At 52.9% G+C, this 16,989-nt stretch carries 20 protein-coding genes; 9 read left to right on the forward strand and 11 right to left on the reverse strand.

The features are described from left to right. The first annotated feature begins 165 nt into the window (after window positions 1-165). On the forward strand, window positions 166-822 hold the full coding sequence (locus FJ147_20880) for a hypothetical protein (protein ID MBM4258338.1): 657 nt from the start codon (window positions 166-168) through the stop codon (window positions 820-822). A 38-nt stretch (window positions 823-860) separates the two neighbouring features. On the opposite strand, the gene FJ147_20885 is transcribed toward FJ147_20880, so the two are convergent. From FJ147_20885 to FJ147_20905, 5 genes are all read right to left on the reverse strand, one after another. Further along, window positions 861-1,577 carry an extracellular solute-binding protein gene (locus tag FJ147_20885; GenBank protein ID MBM4258339.1) on the reverse strand — a complete coding sequence of 239 codons (717 nt, stop codon included), beginning with the start codon at window positions 1,575-1,577 and terminating at the stop codon, window positions 861-863. Window positions 1,578-1,865: 288 nt separating this feature from the next. After that, entirely contained in the window at window positions 1,866-2,264 is a 399-nt protein-coding gene (locus FJ147_20890) for a hypothetical protein (protein ID MBM4258340.1), read from the reverse strand. A gap of 83 nt (window positions 2,265-2,347) precedes the next feature. After that, window positions 2,348-2,812, reverse strand: a complete 465-nt coding sequence (locus tag FJ147_20895; GenBank protein MBM4258341.1) for a hypothetical protein — start codon at window positions 2,810-2,812, stop codon at window positions 2,348-2,350. 30 nt (window positions 2,813-2,842) lie between these two features. Beyond that, entirely contained in the window at window positions 2,843-3,445 is a 603-nt protein-coding gene (locus tag FJ147_20900; protein MBM4258342.1) for a peptidyl-prolyl cis-trans isomerase, read from the reverse strand. Between the two features lie 76 nt (window positions 3,446-3,521). Further along, window positions 3,522-4,160, reverse strand: coding sequence for an isochorismatase family protein (locus FJ147_20905; protein MBM4258343.1), 639 nt, complete (start codon window positions 4,158-4,160; stop codon window positions 3,522-3,524). A 325-nt stretch (window positions 4,161-4,485) separates the two neighbouring features. Here FJ147_20905 and FJ147_20910 point away from each other — a divergent pair, with 325 nt between their 5' ends. Further along, window positions 4,486-5,343: an alpha/beta hydrolase gene (locus FJ147_20910; GenBank protein ID MBM4258344.1), complete on the forward strand. Its 858-nt coding sequence runs from the start codon at window positions 4,486-4,488 to the stop codon at window positions 5,341-5,343. Window positions 5,344-5,443: 100 nt separating this feature from the next. Here FJ147_20910 and FJ147_20915 read toward each other — a convergent pair whose 3' ends face one another. Both FJ147_20915 and FJ147_20920 read right to left on the reverse strand, forming a co-directional pair. Beyond that, on the reverse strand, window positions 5,444-6,217 hold the full coding sequence (locus FJ147_20915; protein ID MBM4258345.1) for an SDR family oxidoreductase: 774 nt from the start codon (window positions 6,215-6,217) through the stop codon (window positions 5,444-5,446). Next, window positions 6,214-7,032, reverse strand: coding sequence for an SDR family oxidoreductase (locus tag FJ147_20920; protein MBM4258346.1), 819 nt, complete (start codon window positions 7,030-7,032; stop codon window positions 6,214-6,216). The genes FJ147_20915 and FJ147_20920 overlap by 4 nt, the downstream gene beginning before the upstream one ends. Before the next feature lie 90 nt (window positions 7,033-7,122). Between FJ147_20920 and FJ147_20925 the strand changes: the two genes are divergently transcribed. Beyond that, window positions 7,123-8,373, forward strand: coding sequence for a Rieske 2Fe-2S domain-containing protein (locus tag FJ147_20925; GenBank protein ID MBM4258347.1), 1,251 nt, complete (start codon window positions 7,123-7,125; stop codon window positions 8,371-8,373). A gap of 153 nt (window positions 8,374-8,526) precedes the next feature. Further along, window positions 8,527-9,012 carry an aromatic-ring-hydroxylating dioxygenase subunit beta gene (locus FJ147_20930; protein ID MBM4258348.1) on the forward strand — a complete coding sequence of 162 codons (486 nt, stop codon included), beginning with the start codon at window positions 8,527-8,529 and terminating at the stop codon, window positions 9,010-9,012. Between the two features lie 77 nt (window positions 9,013-9,089). Here FJ147_20930 and FJ147_20935 read toward each other — a convergent pair whose 3' ends face one another. Next, entirely contained in the window at window positions 9,090-10,202 is a 1,113-nt protein-coding gene (locus FJ147_20935) for a ParA family protein (GenBank protein ID MBM4258349.1), read from the reverse strand. A gap of 151 nt (window positions 10,203-10,353) precedes the next feature. Between FJ147_20935 and FJ147_20940 the strand changes: the two genes are divergently transcribed. Together FJ147_20940 and FJ147_20945 are read left to right on the forward strand one after the other, a co-directional pair. Further along, a complete protein-coding gene (locus FJ147_20940) occupies window positions 10,354-11,043 on the forward strand; it encodes a class I SAM-dependent methyltransferase (protein ID MBM4258350.1) in 690 nt (229 codons plus the stop codon). After that, window positions 11,040-11,444 carry a VOC family protein gene (locus tag FJ147_20945; GenBank protein MBM4258351.1) on the forward strand — a complete coding sequence of 135 codons (405 nt, stop codon included), beginning with the start codon at window positions 11,040-11,042 and terminating at the stop codon, window positions 11,442-11,444. Before FJ147_20940 ends, FJ147_20945 begins: the two co-directional genes overlap by 4 nt. Here FJ147_20945 and FJ147_20950 read toward each other — a convergent pair. Then, window positions 11,441-12,115 (reverse strand): hypothetical protein, encoded by a 675-nt coding sequence (locus FJ147_20950; GenBank protein MBM4258352.1) that lies wholly within the window; start codon window positions 12,113-12,115, stop codon window positions 11,441-11,443. The genes FJ147_20945 and FJ147_20950 overlap by 4 nt on opposite strands. Window positions 12,116-12,227: 112 nt before the next feature. Between FJ147_20950 and FJ147_20955 the strand changes: the two genes are divergently transcribed. Then, the gene (locus FJ147_20955) at window positions 12,228-13,430 is read left to right on the forward strand and encodes a CoA transferase (GenBank protein ID MBM4258353.1); all 1,203 of its coding nucleotides are present in this window, start codon (window positions 12,228-12,230) and stop codon (window positions 13,428-13,430) included. 95 nt (window positions 13,431-13,525) lie between these two features. Beyond that, the gene (locus tag FJ147_20960) at window positions 13,526-14,407 is read left to right on the forward strand and encodes a CoA ester lyase (protein ID MBM4258354.1); all 882 of its coding nucleotides are present in this window, start codon (window positions 13,526-13,528) and stop codon (window positions 14,405-14,407) included. Window positions 14,408-14,498: 91 nt separating this feature from the next. Here FJ147_20960 and FJ147_20965 read toward each other — a convergent pair whose 3' ends face one another. After that, the gene (locus FJ147_20965) at window positions 14,499-15,419 is read right to left on the reverse strand and encodes a DUF1684 domain-containing protein (GenBank protein ID MBM4258355.1); all 921 of its coding nucleotides are present in this window, start codon (window positions 15,417-15,419) and stop codon (window positions 14,499-14,501) included. 61 nt (window positions 15,420-15,480) lie between these two features. On the opposite strand from FJ147_20965, the gene FJ147_20970 reads away from it, so the two are divergent. Next, window positions 15,481-16,344 (forward strand): alpha/beta hydrolase, encoded by an 864-nt coding sequence (locus FJ147_20970; GenBank protein ID MBM4258356.1) that lies wholly within the window; start codon window positions 15,481-15,483, stop codon window positions 16,342-16,344. On the opposite strand, the gene FJ147_20975 is transcribed toward FJ147_20970, so the two are convergent. Further along, on the reverse strand, window positions 16,336-16,887 hold the full coding sequence (locus tag FJ147_20975) for a tetratricopeptide repeat protein (protein MBM4258357.1): 552 nt from the start codon (window positions 16,885-16,887) through the stop codon (window positions 16,336-16,338). The two genes, FJ147_20970 and FJ147_20975, sit on opposite strands and share 9 nt — an antisense overlap. Between the last annotated feature and the right edge of the window lie 102 nt (window positions 16,888-16,989).

Consider the following 16,989-nt stretch of genomic DNA (forward strand, 5'->3'; position numbering starts at 1 on the left):
TACTACTCAGCTGCATACCTTCCTCCTCTATAGAGAGTCACAAATTCCCGCTCTGTTTCTCGACCGGGTGTGCTCATCTTGCACCTCTCTTCGTGTGAGGAAAGAACGCCGTTCAATCACCGCTTACTTTACGGCACCCGCGAGTTACCGCTGCTCCAAGTGTATATGGATACACACCGCCGCCTCAGCAATGAGCAAGATTTTCGTGAAGGCAGAGCGCGTGAGCTGATCACGCAAGGGTGGATCTCGGCCCAACAAGGACAACCCACAACAGGAGTCACGCAGATCCGTGAAGGCCTTACGATGTGTGAAGCCGCGGGAACACAGCTGGAGCGATCGCGTCATCTGGCGCTACTAGCTGAGGCGTACGCACTGAATGGTCAGCCCGAGGAAGGATTGATTGAGCTTGAAGCAGCGTTGCGGCATGTCGCACGTACTGGTGAGCGATATTACGAGGCAGAAATTTATCGGCTGAAAGGAACGCTAACGCTGCAGTCCAAAATCCAAAGTCCAAAGTCCAAAGTCGAAGAAGAGGCCACAGGGTATTTTCTCAAAGCTATTGAGATTGCTCACACACAGCAAGCTAAATCCCTCGAACTCCGCGCCACCATGAGCCTTGTCCGCCTGCGACAACAGCAAGCCCAGGATTACGCACTGCGCAACACGCACCATGTAATACGTACGCGACTCGCCGAAGCACACAATATGTTGTCCGACATCTACCACTGGTTCACCGAAGGCTTTGCTACCACAGACCTGCAAGAAGCGAAGGCGTTGCTCGACGACCTGGCAGCAACATCCCCAGCCCCACAGAACAGATGATTTCTGTTATCGGTCACAATGACCCTCAAACTCATGTCCTACCATATGCCGAGCTGAAGGTGCCTTGGCATTGTCACAAAGCGTTCGGTATATTGCTGTGGAATGGGGATCTCGCTCCCGTCACAGAGCACCAAGCTGTGCTCTCGTCGCTCTGTAGCGACGAGGTTGATCGGCGGGTTCCCTACCAGTTGCGCGACGACGAGATCTACTGGCGTGGTGTAAATTTGCCGCGGTGGGGCAAGACCGTACTTGTCTAACAAGTCGCGACGGTAATACAACACGCCACCGTCGACAAACCAGGGAACAGCGTATACGCGACCGCCTTGGGTGGCTGCGGCCACAGGACTGGCGATGAAGTCCGTTAGCCCAGTAGGTCCAAGTCTCGGTGTCAGGTCGTGTAACCAGCCGGCGCGGGCAAACTCGGGAATCCAGACGACGTCGAGAGCAAAGACGTCAAAGTCAGAAGCGTTTGCTTCAAGATTGGTGACATAGAAAAGACGCTGCTGATCGGAAGACGACGGGAGGATTTCTTCCTCAAGCTGCACTCCGGGGTGGGCCGCGCGGAATTGATCAAGCAAGGTACGCAGTGGCTCTTCGTCGCTTAGCAACCGTGGATGTTTGAAGACCAGCTTAGAGACGGAGTGCTCTTCGGAAGTGTGACGGCAGCCCAAGGTTCCTGCGAGGCTACTCAGTACGAAGAGGATACAGAGTGGCCACGCTGGCAAGGAATGAAACGATACAAAAGTACGTGGCATATGCACCTACGAGAAGTAGTCGGACTTCGCCGCTCGCGACGTAGACGCCAGTGGTCATAATGGAAGCAGGCCGCTTACGCGACGAGCGAAGGAACGAAGAGCTTTCAGAGGGAGGATTTTTCTAGGTGAAAATCAGGACCGACCGATAGAAGCGGAAGAAGAATTGGCCAGTTTCAGGGTCTTTTGCAACTGTGGAGTATCAGCATGACCACTGGTCGACCTCCCACGCTGGGAGCATTCGCGTGAGAGGTCAGCAAAAACTTTTGTGAAAGACCGTTGAGCGGGATTTTATTTTTTCAACTGCTGGATCGCGGTATTGGCATCCCAGTAGTCATGCTGAATCGCGACCTTGCCACTACGAAAGGTCATGACCGAAACGCCACGGACGTTCGTTTCTTTTCCTTTAGCCGGGATACCGAGAAAATCGGCGGCGTGTTTTGCTTGCCATGTCCACTCGATCGTGCCGCCGTTGCTGTCGCCGACATAGGCTGTGGCGGTAAAGATGTTCTCGCCAGCATTCGGTGAAGCCAGAGCACCAAAGAACTTCTTGAGTTCGGCGAGGCCATTACATTTGTGAGAGAAGGTGATGTCCTCGAACTGGACGTCATCTGCATACATGGCAAAGAGTTTGTCTAGGCTCCCGGAGTTAAAACAACCAACCCATTCTTTGGCAAATGTGAGATTCATACTACCTCCTTCTTTATGTATCACGTTCCACGTTTCACGTGTTGTATATTCCGTGTTACGGGTTGTCTGCAAGGTATTGCGTACTATTCCGCCTCATACTTAATCAGCGTACGTGAACCGTTTGCGAGACCATCTTTGAATTGCTTCTCGTACGATGACCAACCGTCGGCGTACTTTTTGGCAAAGAACTCGAACATCACTTTGTTGATTGCCTCATCTTTGACAAGTAAACCCTTGGCATTAAACGACGGACCATCAGGCTTACCGATCGCAACTTTGGCTTTGGTTTGACCGGCTTGGATACGTTTCACTCGATGGGTGGTATTCGGTGAGCAGACCCATACCGCGCCCTGATGATGGAGAAACCAGATTTCTGCCGACTTCCCGAGCTTGCCATCTTTACGGGTGCTCTGAATATAAGCGTACTTCGCAGAGTCGAGGGCCTTTTGTTGATCCGATGAGAGCGCGGAACTTTGCTGAGGAGTGGCGAAGATAAAAGTCCCCACTAGTGTAGCAATGATGACAATGAACGACCACGATACACGCATATGCTTCCTCCTTCGCAGAACGGGATACAATTATTTCCCATCAGGAACGACTGAAACAGAGTTAATAGTGATGGCGTCGATGGGTACGTTTTGGTGCCCGCCTTTGTTGGCCGTTTTTACCAGTTCAATCTTGCGAACAATGTCCATGCCTTCCACCACTTTGCCGAACACACAATAACCAAAGCCTTGCATGGAGCTGTCTTTATAGTCGAGGAAGTCATTGTTTTTGACATTGATAAAGAACTGCGCGGTTGCACTGTGCGGGTCCGGCGTGCGTGCCATTGCGAGCGTACCGACTTCATTCTTCAGCCCATTAGCGGCTTCATTCTTTACTGGTGACTTGGTTGGTTTTTGTTGCATGTCTGGAGTAAAGCCGCCACCTTGAATCATAAAGCCAGGAATAACGCGATGAAAAACCGTTCCATCGTAAAACTTGTCATTGACATAGGCGAGAAAATTCTTCACTGTCTCCGGCGCTTCTTTCTCATAGAGAGCAATTTTAATGTCTCCCATCGACGTTGATAAAACGAGCACAGGACCTCCTTTCGGTTCTGGGTTACTGCTGTGTGAACAGCTTGGCAACGTTAAAAGTGTGGCGATAGCAAGCGACAATATATGAGTCAGACGCAACATCCTGATTCCTTCCCCCCGCGACGAAATTGTGATGCGAGAGCCGTTTTAACTGAGCACGGTTATGAAGAACAGAGCCTTACAGTTTTTCCAGATACTCCAATACCTCACTCGTGGCCACTACATCCCCATACTTTGCGCCAATGTCAAAGACGTTCGCTTCATGGGGTTCTTGCGCGCGGTCACCGATCGCTTCGAGAGGAACGATCGGACGGAAGCCGTGTGACAATGCGTCCATCACTGTGGCACGAACGCAACCGCTGGTGGTACAGCCTGTGACGATTACGGTGTCGACGGCTTTCCCTGTCAGGGTTGAGGCGAGGTACGTGCCGAAGAATCCAGAGGCATATTTCTTCACAATCACGAGATCTTCAGGTTTATGATCGAGTCGGGGGTCGAGGTCGACTAATTCGCTGCCGAGTTTCAATAAGCGTAGTGAGGGAACTTTCTCTGGCCACAGCCCTGCGTCATCTTGCCGATGCGGATCATACCCTACAACTGTGAAGATGACAGGAATGTTCTTCTTACGTGCAGCAGCGATCAATGTGTTGGTTGCGGCAACTTCAGCATCGAGATTGCCCGCGAGCGGTGAGATCTCTGGTTTGGTGAATCCCAACTGAAAGTCAATGACGACAATGGCTGGCCGTTTGCCATAGCCTAGCCGGTGGCCAAATTGTGCACGTTCGTAGATCGCATGTTTGTCTTGTGGCTGTGACATAACTTTTCCTTTCTGGGGTCAGGAGTCAGGGGCCAGGGGGCAGTTGCTATCGGGTTCCCTATTCCGGCTTCCTGCTCTTAGTATTGAGCGCATCAAATAGGTAGCAGATTGGCCTTGCCGTTATTCCGGGCGAGCACCGCGAGACCCGGAATCCAGGATCTTCACGCAGTCGCTTGTGGTGATTCCTCCTGGATTCCCGCTTGCGCGGGAATGACGTCTCGTCTCTTCTCATAGGAAAAACCTCCTCTTGAAAGCTTCTGACCCCTGGCCCCACGTTCACTGTTCATATACCCTCCGCAAGTCACACACAAAAGAGGGAGGCGTTATGTCCGAGCCCTGGGCGCATCACGTGAAAATGGTGAATGGCTTTCGAATGCATTACGTCACCGCTGGTGCTGGCTACCCACTAGTGTTGCTGCACGGCTGGCCGCAGACGTGGTACGAGTGGCGCAAGGTGATTCCAACGCTGGCTCAACGCTTCACAATTATTGCGCCAGACCTGCGTGGACTTGGCGACAGTGAAAAGCCTCTTACTGGTTACGACAAACGAACGCTGGCTGATGACGTCTTTCAGCTTGTCCGCAGCTTGGGGTATGACAAGATCGGCCTCACTGGACATGATTGGGGTGGCACGGTCGCGTACTATCTGGCCTATGATCATCCTGAGCTGATCGAGCGGTTGTTGATTCTTGAATCGACACCAGGGTTTGCGCGCGCAGGTGAACAGATTCCGCTGAGTGGCATTCGGCGACTGTGGCATGTGTTCTTTCATGGTGGCAATCCCGACCTTGCCGAACTGCTAGTGAAAGATCATGTTGAACTCTACCTCGACCGTATGTGTAACGTTGCCTGCTACACACCTGGCTTTTTCACCCGCGAAGAACTGGCTGAATACGTGCGGACGTATTCACAGCCTGGCGCGTTGCGTGCAGGGTTCCATTACTATCGTGCGGCATTGGAGGAGGATGTGGTGAACTTTACTGGTTGCACGAAGAAATTGACCATGCCAGTCCGTGCGTGGGGAGGTGAGCGTTTTATGGGGGATGTGCTGCCACTGTGGAAACGCGTCGCTGATGATGTGCACGGAGGAGTGATTGAACGGTGTGGGCATTTCGTTGCCGAGGAGCGACCGGATTTCGTGTTGCAGCAAGTGAACGAATTCTTTGGACCGTTAGTGAAGTAAAAAGGTGGGCAATGCCCACCCGACAAAACTGATAACAACTTTTTTCCCTGCAGCTTTCGACCTTCAGCCTTTCTTTTCCCTACAGCCTGAAATCTATAGCCTATAGCCTGCTTAGTACTCCCCCCTCAAGCCAAATCGTTTGTCCAGTAATAAAGCCAGTTGAGTCAGAAGCCAGATAGACAACTGCATCGCTGATCTCATGGGGCTGGGCTAACCGTTTGTTGGGAACATAGCGGGCAAGCTGCTGTTTGAGCTGCTCATCGGCAATCATGCCCATGCCTTCTGCCCAGCCCGCACCGATGGCGTTGACGGTAATGCCATTCCGAGCCCATTCCAATGACAGCGCACGAGTGAGATTCAACACTCCGGCTTGGGCAGCACAGTACGCACTCCCATTAGCCATGCCGCGCTCGCCGAGAACTGAAACGATATTGATGATACGCCCAGATTGTTGTGCAAGCATGGTCGGACTCGCTGCGCGACAGGTGAGATAGACACTGGTGAGGTTCTCATTGAGAACGCGTTGCCACTCTGCAAGTGATATTTGTGCCAGTGGTTTGGCAAAGGGTAAGTCCGGTGCGTTGACGAGGATATCCAACTTATCAAACTCAGACACCGTCTGTTGCAGGATCGAAGCAACGTCAGCCTCGTTGGTGGAATCCAACGTATGGGTAATACTTTTGCGTGTGAGGGAGCGAATTACCTCTGCACATGCAGAAAGCCTCTCACTCTCTCGACTGTTCAGCGATGTTGTAGTCACTACCACGTCCGCTCCAGCCTCTGCTAAGGCGATTGCCGCAGCTCGCCCCAGGGCTGTATGGGCGCCCACAACTAAGGCGGTTTTCCCTGCCAGTGAGAATGACTCCAAGCTCATGATTGCGCTCCTTCTGGGAGTGGAACAATCGGCGCGAAGCCTGTCGGGACCTCACCGCCAGCGAGACCGCCACCTTCAAGGGCGATCATTTCGCCATTCATATAGTTCGACACATCGGAGGCAAGAAACACGCAAGCCGGGCCAAGTTCATCGTCTTTCCCCGTACGACCTACCGGAATGAACTTTCCGCCTTGCCAGAACGCCATCATCTCCGGGTCGTCGTGCGGGAAAATGCCCGGAAGAATGAGCGTTGCTTGAATGTTTTTGTCGGCATAATTCATTGCCAAAGCACGGGTGAAATTGATCATCCCAGCTTTAGCGGTCGAGTACATGAAATTGTAACGCGACGCACGTACGCCCAAACCCGAAGTGACATTGATGATTTTGCCTCCGCCGTGTTTGAGCATGTGCGGCAAAACGGCACGGCAGCAATAGAAGGTGCTGGTGATATTGAGACTGATGCCATTATGCCAAATCTCATCGCTGAGCGTTTCGAGTGGCTTGTTCCAGCCGCGTGTTGCTCCGCCAGCGTTATTTACCAAGATATCGATCTTACCAAACTCAGCAATAGTTGCTTCGACCATGCGATTCACTGACGCTGAGTCAGTGACATCGGTCTGGACGGTCAGACAACGACGACCCTTGGTGCGTACCAGTTGTGCAGTTTCATCGATTTGAGACTGCGTCCGCGCTGCAGCGACAATATCTGCCCCAGCCTCGGCTAACGCGAGGGCCATCTCACGTCCCAATCCTCGACCGGCACCCGTGACTATAGCGACCTTGTCATCCAAACGAATTTTCTCCAGCACCCTCATAAAGCTCGTCCTTTTTCGTGCTATGATAACCGCAGTTTTGTCTAGCGATGGGGTTGCGTCAAGAGTTGCAAGCTCAGAAGGAGGGTCAATATGAGTACCGCCTTAGCTGAATCGATTGCTCCTCACCCGTGGCCTGTTGAGGGTGTTACACGGATTCCGTATCGCGCCTTTTTTGATCCCGCCATTTACGCCCAAGAGCAAGAACGGATTTTTCGTGGCCCTACCTGGAACTATGTGGGCTTAGAAGCTGAGGTGCCCAACGCCGCAGACTTCAAAGCGACCTTCGTTGGTGACACGCCCATTGTGATTACTCGCGAGAAGGACGGCACGCTCCGTGGCTTTGTTAATCGCTGTGCCCATCGTGGCGCGATTGTCTGTCGCGAACCACGGGGAAACCGTGTACGCCATCAATGCGTGTATCATCAATGGACGTACGATCTGCAAGGCAACCTCGTTGGGGTCCCATTTCGTGGTGGTGTCGGCGGGAAGGGCGGATACCCAACCGACTTTCAACCCGCTGAGCATGGGCTACGCAAGCTACGAGTAGAGACCTATCAGGGGCTGATTTTTGCTTCATTTGCTGAAGAGATTGAAACGCTTGCGTCCTACCTCGGACCAGATATGCGCCACTGGCTCGATCGCCTCTTTCGTCGCCCAGTCCAGGTACTGGGATACGCTCGCCAATACATTCATGCAAACTGGAAGTTATACGCTGAAAATACCCGTGACCCGTATCACGCGAGCCTTCTCCATCTCTTTCATACGACCTTTGGTATTTATCGCGCAGCGATGGGAGGTGGGGTCACTATGGATGACACGAAACGGCACGACATGCTGCGTGCCTACCGCATCTCTGAAGCCCAGGAGCGAGAAGCCTATCGCGGCAAAGACATCCGTACCTACCAAGAGCAATACACTCTTGCTGATCCGTCGTTACTGACGACACGTAAAGAGTTTGAAGTCGAGCTGACCAACCATATCCAATCGATCTTTCCTTGCCTGGTGGTACAGCAAATCCAGAACACACTCGCGACGCGGCATATTCTGCCGAAGAAAGCTGATGAGTTCGAGCTGTTGTTTACCTTCTTTGGCTATGAAGATGACGACGCCGAGCTGCGAGCGATTCGTCTCAAGCAAGCGAACTTCGTGGGACCAGCGGGATATATTTCTATGGAGGATGGCCATGCGGCTGAACTGGTGCAACAGGCCATCGTGCGCGACCAGAACGCGACGTCATTTATTGAATTTGGCGGACGAACTATGGAGAGTGAGGAAAACCTTCTCACTGAGAGTGCGATTCGCGGGTTTTGGCAGCATTATCGAGAAGTGATGCATCTCTAATCGCATCAGAAGAAGACGCCCTTCATTTTGTCACCCTGAGTGAAATGAAGGATCTTGCAGAGAGATTCTTCACTGCGTTCAGAATGACATCTTCGGAGGGCTGGTGTGTAGGGCGTACGAACACCTCGTGTTGCGATTCAGGGGAGAACGTGAATGATTACACCAGAAATCCGCCAAGCAATCGAAGACCTCATGCACGAGTATGTCCATTGCATCGATGACGACGGTTTGGAACGGTGGCCGACGTTATTTGCCTCGCAGTGTCTCTATAAAGTTGTGCCGCGTGAGAATGCCGACCTCAATTTGCCGATCGCGATTATGTTCTGCGATAGCCAGGGGATGTTGCTGGATCGCGTGACCGCACATCGCAAGGCAAACCTGTTTGCTGCGCACTTTTATCGTCATATCGTCAGCAGTATCCGCGTTATCGGAGAAGAGCACGGCATCTGGTCGGTGCGTGCGAATTATGTTGTCTTCCGGACCGCAGCGGACGCGGTGCAGTATGGCGCAACGGAGATGTACAGTGCCGGAGCGTATCGTGACAAGGTCGTCTTTGAAGATGGCGTAGCAAAGTTCAGAGAAAAGATTGTCGTTGCTGATACGTGTAAGGTGTCGTCGCTGTTGGTGACACCGCTGTGATGAAAAAAAGAACGGGAGGGCGGGGGAAAGGGAGAACCGGCGACCACCCTCCCATGCTCAATCGTCCGTGCTGTGAATTACCGTTTCCCTTCCCGCGCGTTACCGGATGACTTTTGTGGTGGAGGCGGAGGCTGCGCGTTTCCCTGGGGCGTTTGCGGTTTGTCAGTCTTCTCTTGGGCTTTATCAGGAGTCGCTTCTTTCGGCGGGTTGACAGTTGCCTCTTTGTTGGCTTTTGCCTCCGTGGATGAAGGGGCTACGCCATTGGTTTCGATAATCGGATGATGTGCGGATTTCCCGTTTTGCCGACGGAAAAGTGCCCCAAATTTGAAGCTATCTTTCACTGGTTGCTTGCTCATGCCAAAGAGCCCGGCGATGTCGTGCCACACCCGCGTTCGTACCTGACGAAAGAAGTCCGTATTTTCGAACTCTTTTTCCAGGACAGCCGAGGTGGCTTTGGCAAAGAGCTTCTGCATCCAGGCGTCATAGGGGAGTGGGGAGAGGAATGAGAAGGCTTTGAGTTTGCCTGCGGTATCCACGAGTTCTGCACTGGCTTTATTCGCCAGGAAATAGCTCCGCGAGCGACGCTGGAGCCGTTTATTGAGATCAGAAATCTCCACGAGGAGGTTCAACGCCGTGCGCCAGCTAATATCGTCTTCTTCGAGCAAAATGAGATTGACATCACTCAGAGTCGCGGCGGCAAAAATCAAACTTCCTGGTCCAGCTTGTGTGTCGATGATGACATAGTCGAGTTTCAATGCGTCTGTGGCTGCCTCTATCAGCTTTTGCAACTTGGCGCTTACCACATCGAAATCGAGCTGGCTAAATTGTGTCCAATCAGGCCGCTCACTCTCGGTAGAGAACGGGACAGCGAAGACGCCTTCGGCTCGTCGATAGAGCGCATAGAGCGGACCCGCATGCCCGTCGCTGTTCACTGATTTGTGTAAAGCCTCCAGCAAATCTTTTTCGACTGCTTCACCACCAGCAAGATATTCGGCGAATGACAGCGGTACATGGTCCAACTCATACTTATTCTGAAACAGAAGGAGCGTCAGTCCTTGGACTGATGGGTCCAAATCGAGTAATAAGACATTGGCATGCTCTTCTTGTTGAATGATCCGAGCAAGGCTCGAAGCCAGAACCGTTTTTCCGACCCCACCTTTCCCGCTACACAGGGTAATCGTTTTTGTCATGTGATCCTCCACGGTGCCATCCTGAGGAAGGTCTATTGAAATGGAGAGAAGTTTCTACTACTTTTTTTGCAATTTCATCAAGGTACCCACCCTTACCTCAATTCCGAAATGGAGACCTTTCCTGTTTTCGTGAGAAAGTGCAAGGGGCGGAATGCGAAAGGTGAGTGAAACTATGCAACCTTGGCAAGCCTTCATCGCAGGTCCGCTGTACACGGAAGCCGCGGCGCCGTGGCGAGAGGATCCTGCGTTTACCACATTAAGTGAATTTCCTGGCCTGCGAGATAGCATCGGCGGACGGGTTGCGGAGGCGCTGACCCAAGCGATCGGGCTGGTACAGGCGCTGACGCAGATTGACCTCCTGGCTATCGTCCATGCTCATCCGCGCCCGCAGGGATTGTGTCTGGGCTTTGGGATGAATGCCTTAGAGCCTTACGATTTGCTTCAGGTGTTTTCGCTGACTCAGGTGCATGGATATGAGTGGATCAGAGAACAGGTCGTGGAAGCGGCGCAGACATTAACGGTATGGGCTCGGGAGGATGCGCAGTTGTCTGAACGGATTCGGCTGCATCATGGCACTATGAGTGATCTTCATGCCTTACCGGATCGATCGATCCAGGTCGTGTATGTTGGCAATGTGTTTATGCATGAGATTCCCATGACGCACGAGACCTTTGCACGTACGGTTACGGAAATCATCCGTGTTTTGGACGAAGGCGGCGTGCTCTTGAGTCGTGGTTCTTCTGGGGCATTAGAGACGGCGTTGCGTTCTGCAGGGAAGTTGTTACTGCAGAATCCGTTGGTCTCGGTCTTTCAGAAACAGAAAGGGACGGCCACGTCATGATTTGCCTTGACCATGTGCATATTTTCTCGTCGGACATTGATAAGACGATCGAGTTCTATCGTGTGATGTTTGGTGCCCGCGTGGTGTATGATGCCTCACTGGTCGGGCAACGCAACGTCCGGATCGACATCGGTGGCCATGCGATGCACGTTTATGACCAGCGACCACGCAGCGCTGACCGTGGGCTTGTCAACCATATTGGTCTTCGTACCGATGATCTTGACGCATTGGTGTCGCACCTGAAAGCACACGGAGTGACATTTCGTAAAGATATTACTGAAGATCCTGCGTTTCGTTACATCATGTGCGAAGCGCCGGACGGTGTGTTACTGGAGCTGTATCAGGTGAAACCGGGGGGAGAGTGGATGATCGGCGAGGGCAATGCCAGGAAGGAAACTTAAGCGTTACGGGTGGCGGTGACCTGATAAATGAGGACGGGGGTGGAGATGCCTTTCAGGCTATGGGTGCCACGGCTTACACAGGTAAATTGATCGTGAACAAGACGATACGTGTGCTCACCGATCACAAGAGCATTGGCAGCCGCAAGGGTCATAAAGCGAGCGGCAATATTCAACGTTTCGCCTAAGGCAGTTGATTCAGTGTAGTCCTTGTTGCCCATTTCTCCCACGACAGCTATGCCGGTGTGAATCCCGATACGAATTTGCAACGGTGTTGTCAGTTGAGACCCGAGCGTGTCTTGTATGCGTGCATTGACACCTGGTAGCACAGCGATCAATGCGAGCCCTGCGTGTACAGCTTGTTGTGGGGCTTCATCGTGAGGCTGAGGGTAGCCGAAGTACACAAGTAAGCTCTCGCCCACTTGCCGGGCGATGTAACCGGAGAAGCGCTGCACGATTGCTGAACAGGCCTCTTGATAAATGGTGATAACATCGTGCCAATCCTCTGGGTCGAGTTGGGCCGCGAGAGCGGCGGCCCCGGCGACTTCGCAAAACATAACGGTCAGATGGCATCGGGCGACGTTGGTGAGCGCTGTGCCGCAGATTCCACAGAAGCGAAACTGTGGTGGATTATCGGATTGGCAAGACACGTACCGCATGCGCCTTTTTCGCATGTTTGCCGTGGTGCTGTGAAGAGCCTCTTTAGTGCAGAGCCGTTTTGCGCTTCACTGGGAAAACCGCTACAACGCAGCAGTGAAGAGCTGAGCGCAGGAGGGAGATTCATTCATGAGTAACTTACCACTCGAAGGGCTCAAGGTCGTTGACGCAGCAATTCTGTTTGCGTCGCCGACGATTTCGCAGAATATGGGAGACTTTGGTGCAGAGGTCATCAAGGTCGAGCATCCGAAGCTCGGAGATAGTCTGCGGTCGCTGGGAGCGACCAAGAACGGCATTCCATTGTGGTGGAAGATTACCAATCGCAATAAGAAGTGTGTGACGTTAGATCTCGGTAAACCTGAAGGCGCAGAGATCTTTAAGAAATTGATTGCCGATGCTGACGTAGTGACGGAAAATTTTCGCCCCGGCACTCTGGAACGGTGGGGGCTTGGTTGGGACGTGTTACATGCCATCAACCCGCGCATGATTCTTGTGCGCGTCTCAGGGTTCGGCCAAACTGGACCCTACAAAGAGAAACCTGGCTTTGGCACGTTGGCCGAAGCGATGAGTGGCTTTGCCCATATTACAGGCCCCAGTGATGGTCCCCCAACACTGCCTGGCACTGGTTTAGCCGATGCAGTGGCCGGGCAGTTCGGCACTTGGGCAGTGATGATGGCGTTGTATGAACGGGACCATAAAAGTGGCAAAGGACAGTACATTGACCTCAGTGTATTAGAACCGATCTTCACTATCCTTGGCGATCAAGCGATTACCTACGACCAACTGGGAGTGATCCAGCAGCGCACCGGCAACCGTGTGCCTTCCATCGGAGCACCTCGCAATATCTACAAGACGAAAGACGGTAAGTGGATTGCGTTGTCTGCCAATGCTCAAGCGATGGGCGCACGGGTGTTCAATGCCATTGGGCAACCGGATTTGATCAACGACCCGCGGTTCAAAGACAACCGGGCGCGCGTTGCTCATATCGACGAGGTTGACGCGATTGTTAGCGGCTGGATTGCGCAACATACGATGGTTGAGGCATTGCGTATCTTTGATGAGCATGAATGCGCTGCCGCACCGGTTTATGACATCGCAGGGATTTTTGCCGACCCGCATTTCCAAGCCCGTGAGACGGTGACGACCGTGCAAGACCCAGACCTGGGGCCGGTGAAGATGCAGAATGTGATTCCTAGGCTTTCGCGCACCCCAGGAAAGATTCGCTGGCCTGGGCCGACGCGTATGGGGCAACACAATGAGGACGTGTATTGTGGCAAGTTGGGAATGCCTAAAGAGCGGTTGGCGGAGCTGAAAGAGAAAGGGATCATTTAAGACGCGTAAAACGTAAAGCGTAAAACGTAAAAGGGGAGGAGAGGTGGTTACGTATTACGTGTTACGCTTTACGCATCACGCGTGAAGGAGGCCTTATGTCCCGGTTACGTCGCAGCCTACTGTTCGTTCCAGCTAGCAGCGAAAAGTTCTTCGCTAAAGCCAAAGACTCACATGCAGATACATTGATCTTTGATCTCGAAGATGCGGTTGCGCCTGATCGCAAGGCTGCCGCACGTGAGACGATGAAAGCAGTGTTGCGCGATGCTGGATTTCAGAAATTCGAACGCACCGTGCGCATCAATGCATTAGATACGCCGTGGTTTCTGGATGATGTCTTGACAATGGTTGAAGCTGGGGCGGATGGGTTAGTTGTTCCGAAAACGAATAGTGTTGAGAATATCCAGTTTGTCGATCGGTTGGTCACGCTCGCAGAAAATCGCAGTGGGCGGACGATTGGTGCAGTCAAGCTGTTGCCACTGATCGAACAACCCGAAGCCATCGGTAATGCCTTTGCGATTGCCAAAGCGACCAAACGCATTGCTGGGATTGCTTTTGGGCATGGCGATTTTTCTGCATCAATGGGCATTAAGGCTGGACCGTCGGTCGATGGGATTGTCTTGCATGCACGGTGCCAAGTGGCGATCGCTGCGAAAGCTGCTGGTATCGTTCCCATTGATAATGTGTTCCTTGATATACCCAACATCGCTGGTCTGACCGATGAGACGCGTCAAGGGAAAGAGTTGGGATATGAAGGGAAAGCGTGTATCCATCCTAATCAAGTCGATCCAGTGAATGCCGTCTACACTCCCAGTGCAGAAGACGTTGCCTACGCCCGAGAACTGGTGGCGGCGTTTGAACAGGCTGTTGCTGAAGGGAAGGGCGCGGTCGCCTTTCGTGGTCGCATGATCGATGGTCCGATTGCCGACATCGAACGGATTGTCTTGGATCGAGCACGGGCAGCGGGGATGCTTGCGTAAATTGCGTCGTTGAGCGATTGAGTCATCGAGCCATCGTAGGGGAGCGCGGAGCGTTGTTTTCTCTGGCCCGATGGCCCGAGAGCCCGAGAGTTCAATGGTAATTCAACTCTCCAGCCTCGATCCGCACGGTCAAGCGATTTTCTTTCGACGGTAGTGGGCAGGTGGTGAAGGGATTATAGGCACATGGCGGATTGACTGTTTTGTTGAAATCTAACAGCACCTCTCCATTCTGTGGCCTGTCGGTCGTGAGAAAGCGCGCTGCGCCATAGGTCTCATCTCCACTCGTTCCATCGCGAAAGACAAAGAATAACCGATCCGACCCTGCCGACACAGGTTCTAAACGCAGCTTCTGTCCGTGGAGGGTAAACTCGACTACTCCTGGGCTGGTGTACGACTCCTGGTCGCCCAGGACATTCGCCATAACCACCGGCTTCGGCTCTGCATATGGAACAAAACGTGCAGTGACGCGATAGGAAGGATCAACTGGAAACCAGCGACACCCTGTGAAGTCCTGGCGCAGTTGACTGGATGTATCTCGTAAGCGAATTGCAGAGCGCTCACCGCTCTTATGGAGCCACAGGATCAGACGCCCAAATGAGAGCGCGTCATCTGGTGCAGCTCCTGTGCCGGGGCCTGGCGCCAACGTTGCCGTGTGTGTACGCTTCCCTCGTTGGGTGACTTCGGCGCCTGTTGCCGCTGTGAACGTGAGCTTTCCCTGTTGCAGAGAAAAGACACCAACGGAGGCTGGGGCTGAACCTGGGGGAAGAACAATGTCATTGGTTGGCCCGGTGCCGACGGTGGTGTCTCCCTGGTTGAGCCAATAGAGTCCGGCAATCGTGAGCCAACCCTCATCTGCTTTTAGACGACCATCCCGTTCCTGTCGCCAGGCGGCGATTTCCTGTTGGTAGGGACGTTCTTGCGCAAGGGAAACCGATGCCAGCAGCAGGGAAAGAGCCAATCCATAGCTAACCCACAGCAGTGGCCGTTGCATAGTGAAAGCTCCTTTCTTCATGGCTTCTCTTACTCTAAAAAAGAGGATGAATGCAAATGAGGAATACTGAGAGCTGATCGCTATGAATGAATCCTGGCAACATGGTTTCGCGCATGTCAACGGCGTTCGTTTACATTATGTCACACAAGGTGATGGCCCCTTGCTTGTTCTGCTTCATGGTTTTCCTGAGTTCTGGTACTCGTGGCGGCAGCAAATCCCGGTGTTGGCAAAGTATTTCACCGTGGTTGCGCCAGACCTCCGTGGTTACCATGAGAGTGACAAACCCGTTGGCGTCGCCAATTATCGCGTTGATACGCTGACCGCGGATGTGATGAGTTTGATCCGGGCGTTTGGTCAAGAAAAGGCGGTCATCGTTGGTCATGACTGGGGTGGTGGTATTGCCTGGGCCTTTGCTGCAGATTACCCGCAAGCGACTGAAAAACTGATTGTGATGAACTGTCCACATCCGGGGCCGTTCCAAAAGCATCTGCGCTCCAACTGGCGTCAACTGCGCCGCAGCTGGTATATGTTCTTCTTTCAGATCCCGTGGCTTCCTGAATTTGGCATTCGTGTGAATGCGCGACGCTTTGTTGACCAAGCGTTTCGTGGCATGGCAATTCGTAAAGAAGCGTTTCCTGATGACGAGCTACAGAAGTATGTCGCAGCGATTCGCAAACCAGGAGCGGCGACCGCCGCGATCAACTATTACCGTGCTGCTTTTCGCGAAACCCTCCGTAAAGGAGAGCGACACTTTGCCAAAATCACCAGTCCGACCTTGCTCATTTGGGGAGAAGAGGACATCGCCCTTGGTAAAGAGTTGACCTATGACATGGACGAATATTTCACCAATCGGTTTGAGGTCAAATACATTCCGCGCTGTAGCCACTGGGTCCAGCAGGAGCAACCGGAGTTGGTGAATCAGTATATGCTGGAGTTCTTAGTGTGACGCAGTGAACAGCGAGGAGTGTTCTTCTGCTGCACGCTGGCACTGTTGCTTGGCAAGCGATCCTTTGTGGGGATCTCGTTTGGTAATTTCTTCCGCTTGCGCCTGCGCTTTTTCTATCCCGCCGCCGAGGAGGCCCGGCGCTTGAAGGTAGTACGTGAGAAGGTCAAGGCGCGCTTCAATAAGATCAGGGTCTAAGGTTACTGCTTTCTCCAAATTTTTCCGCACTTGCCGGGCGAAGAAGAACTGTTTCCCGGCTTTTGTTTGCTCGGCTTGATGACCATACGCACGGCCTAGCCAGAGATAGTAAAGGGCGTTGGTAGTATCGAGATGGATTGCTTGGTCAAACAAGGCGATCGCATTTTCATATTGCCCGGCGAGCAGCGCTTCTTGTCCATGAGTGAAGGCCTCTGTGGCTGTTTCGATTCCGTGGTCTGCCGCACGAGCGGTATGTAGGTGGCTAGGCGGTAAGAAATCTGGTTGAGGTGGTTGAACTACGTGAACGTGCGGTTCTGAGAGGGCTGCGACACGAAGTCGTATCGGTATTTGTTATGCAGACAAACAACAGACATAACCCAGTGTTCTACCACTGGTACGCTACCAGGACGTGCGTTCGGAGTAATCCGAGGGTGCGAAGCTTCTGGGACA

This window comes from Deltaproteobacteria bacterium (assembly GCA_016874775.1).
Classification (GTDB): domain Bacteria; phylum Desulfobacterota; class Binatia; order Bin18; family Bin18; genus VGTJ01.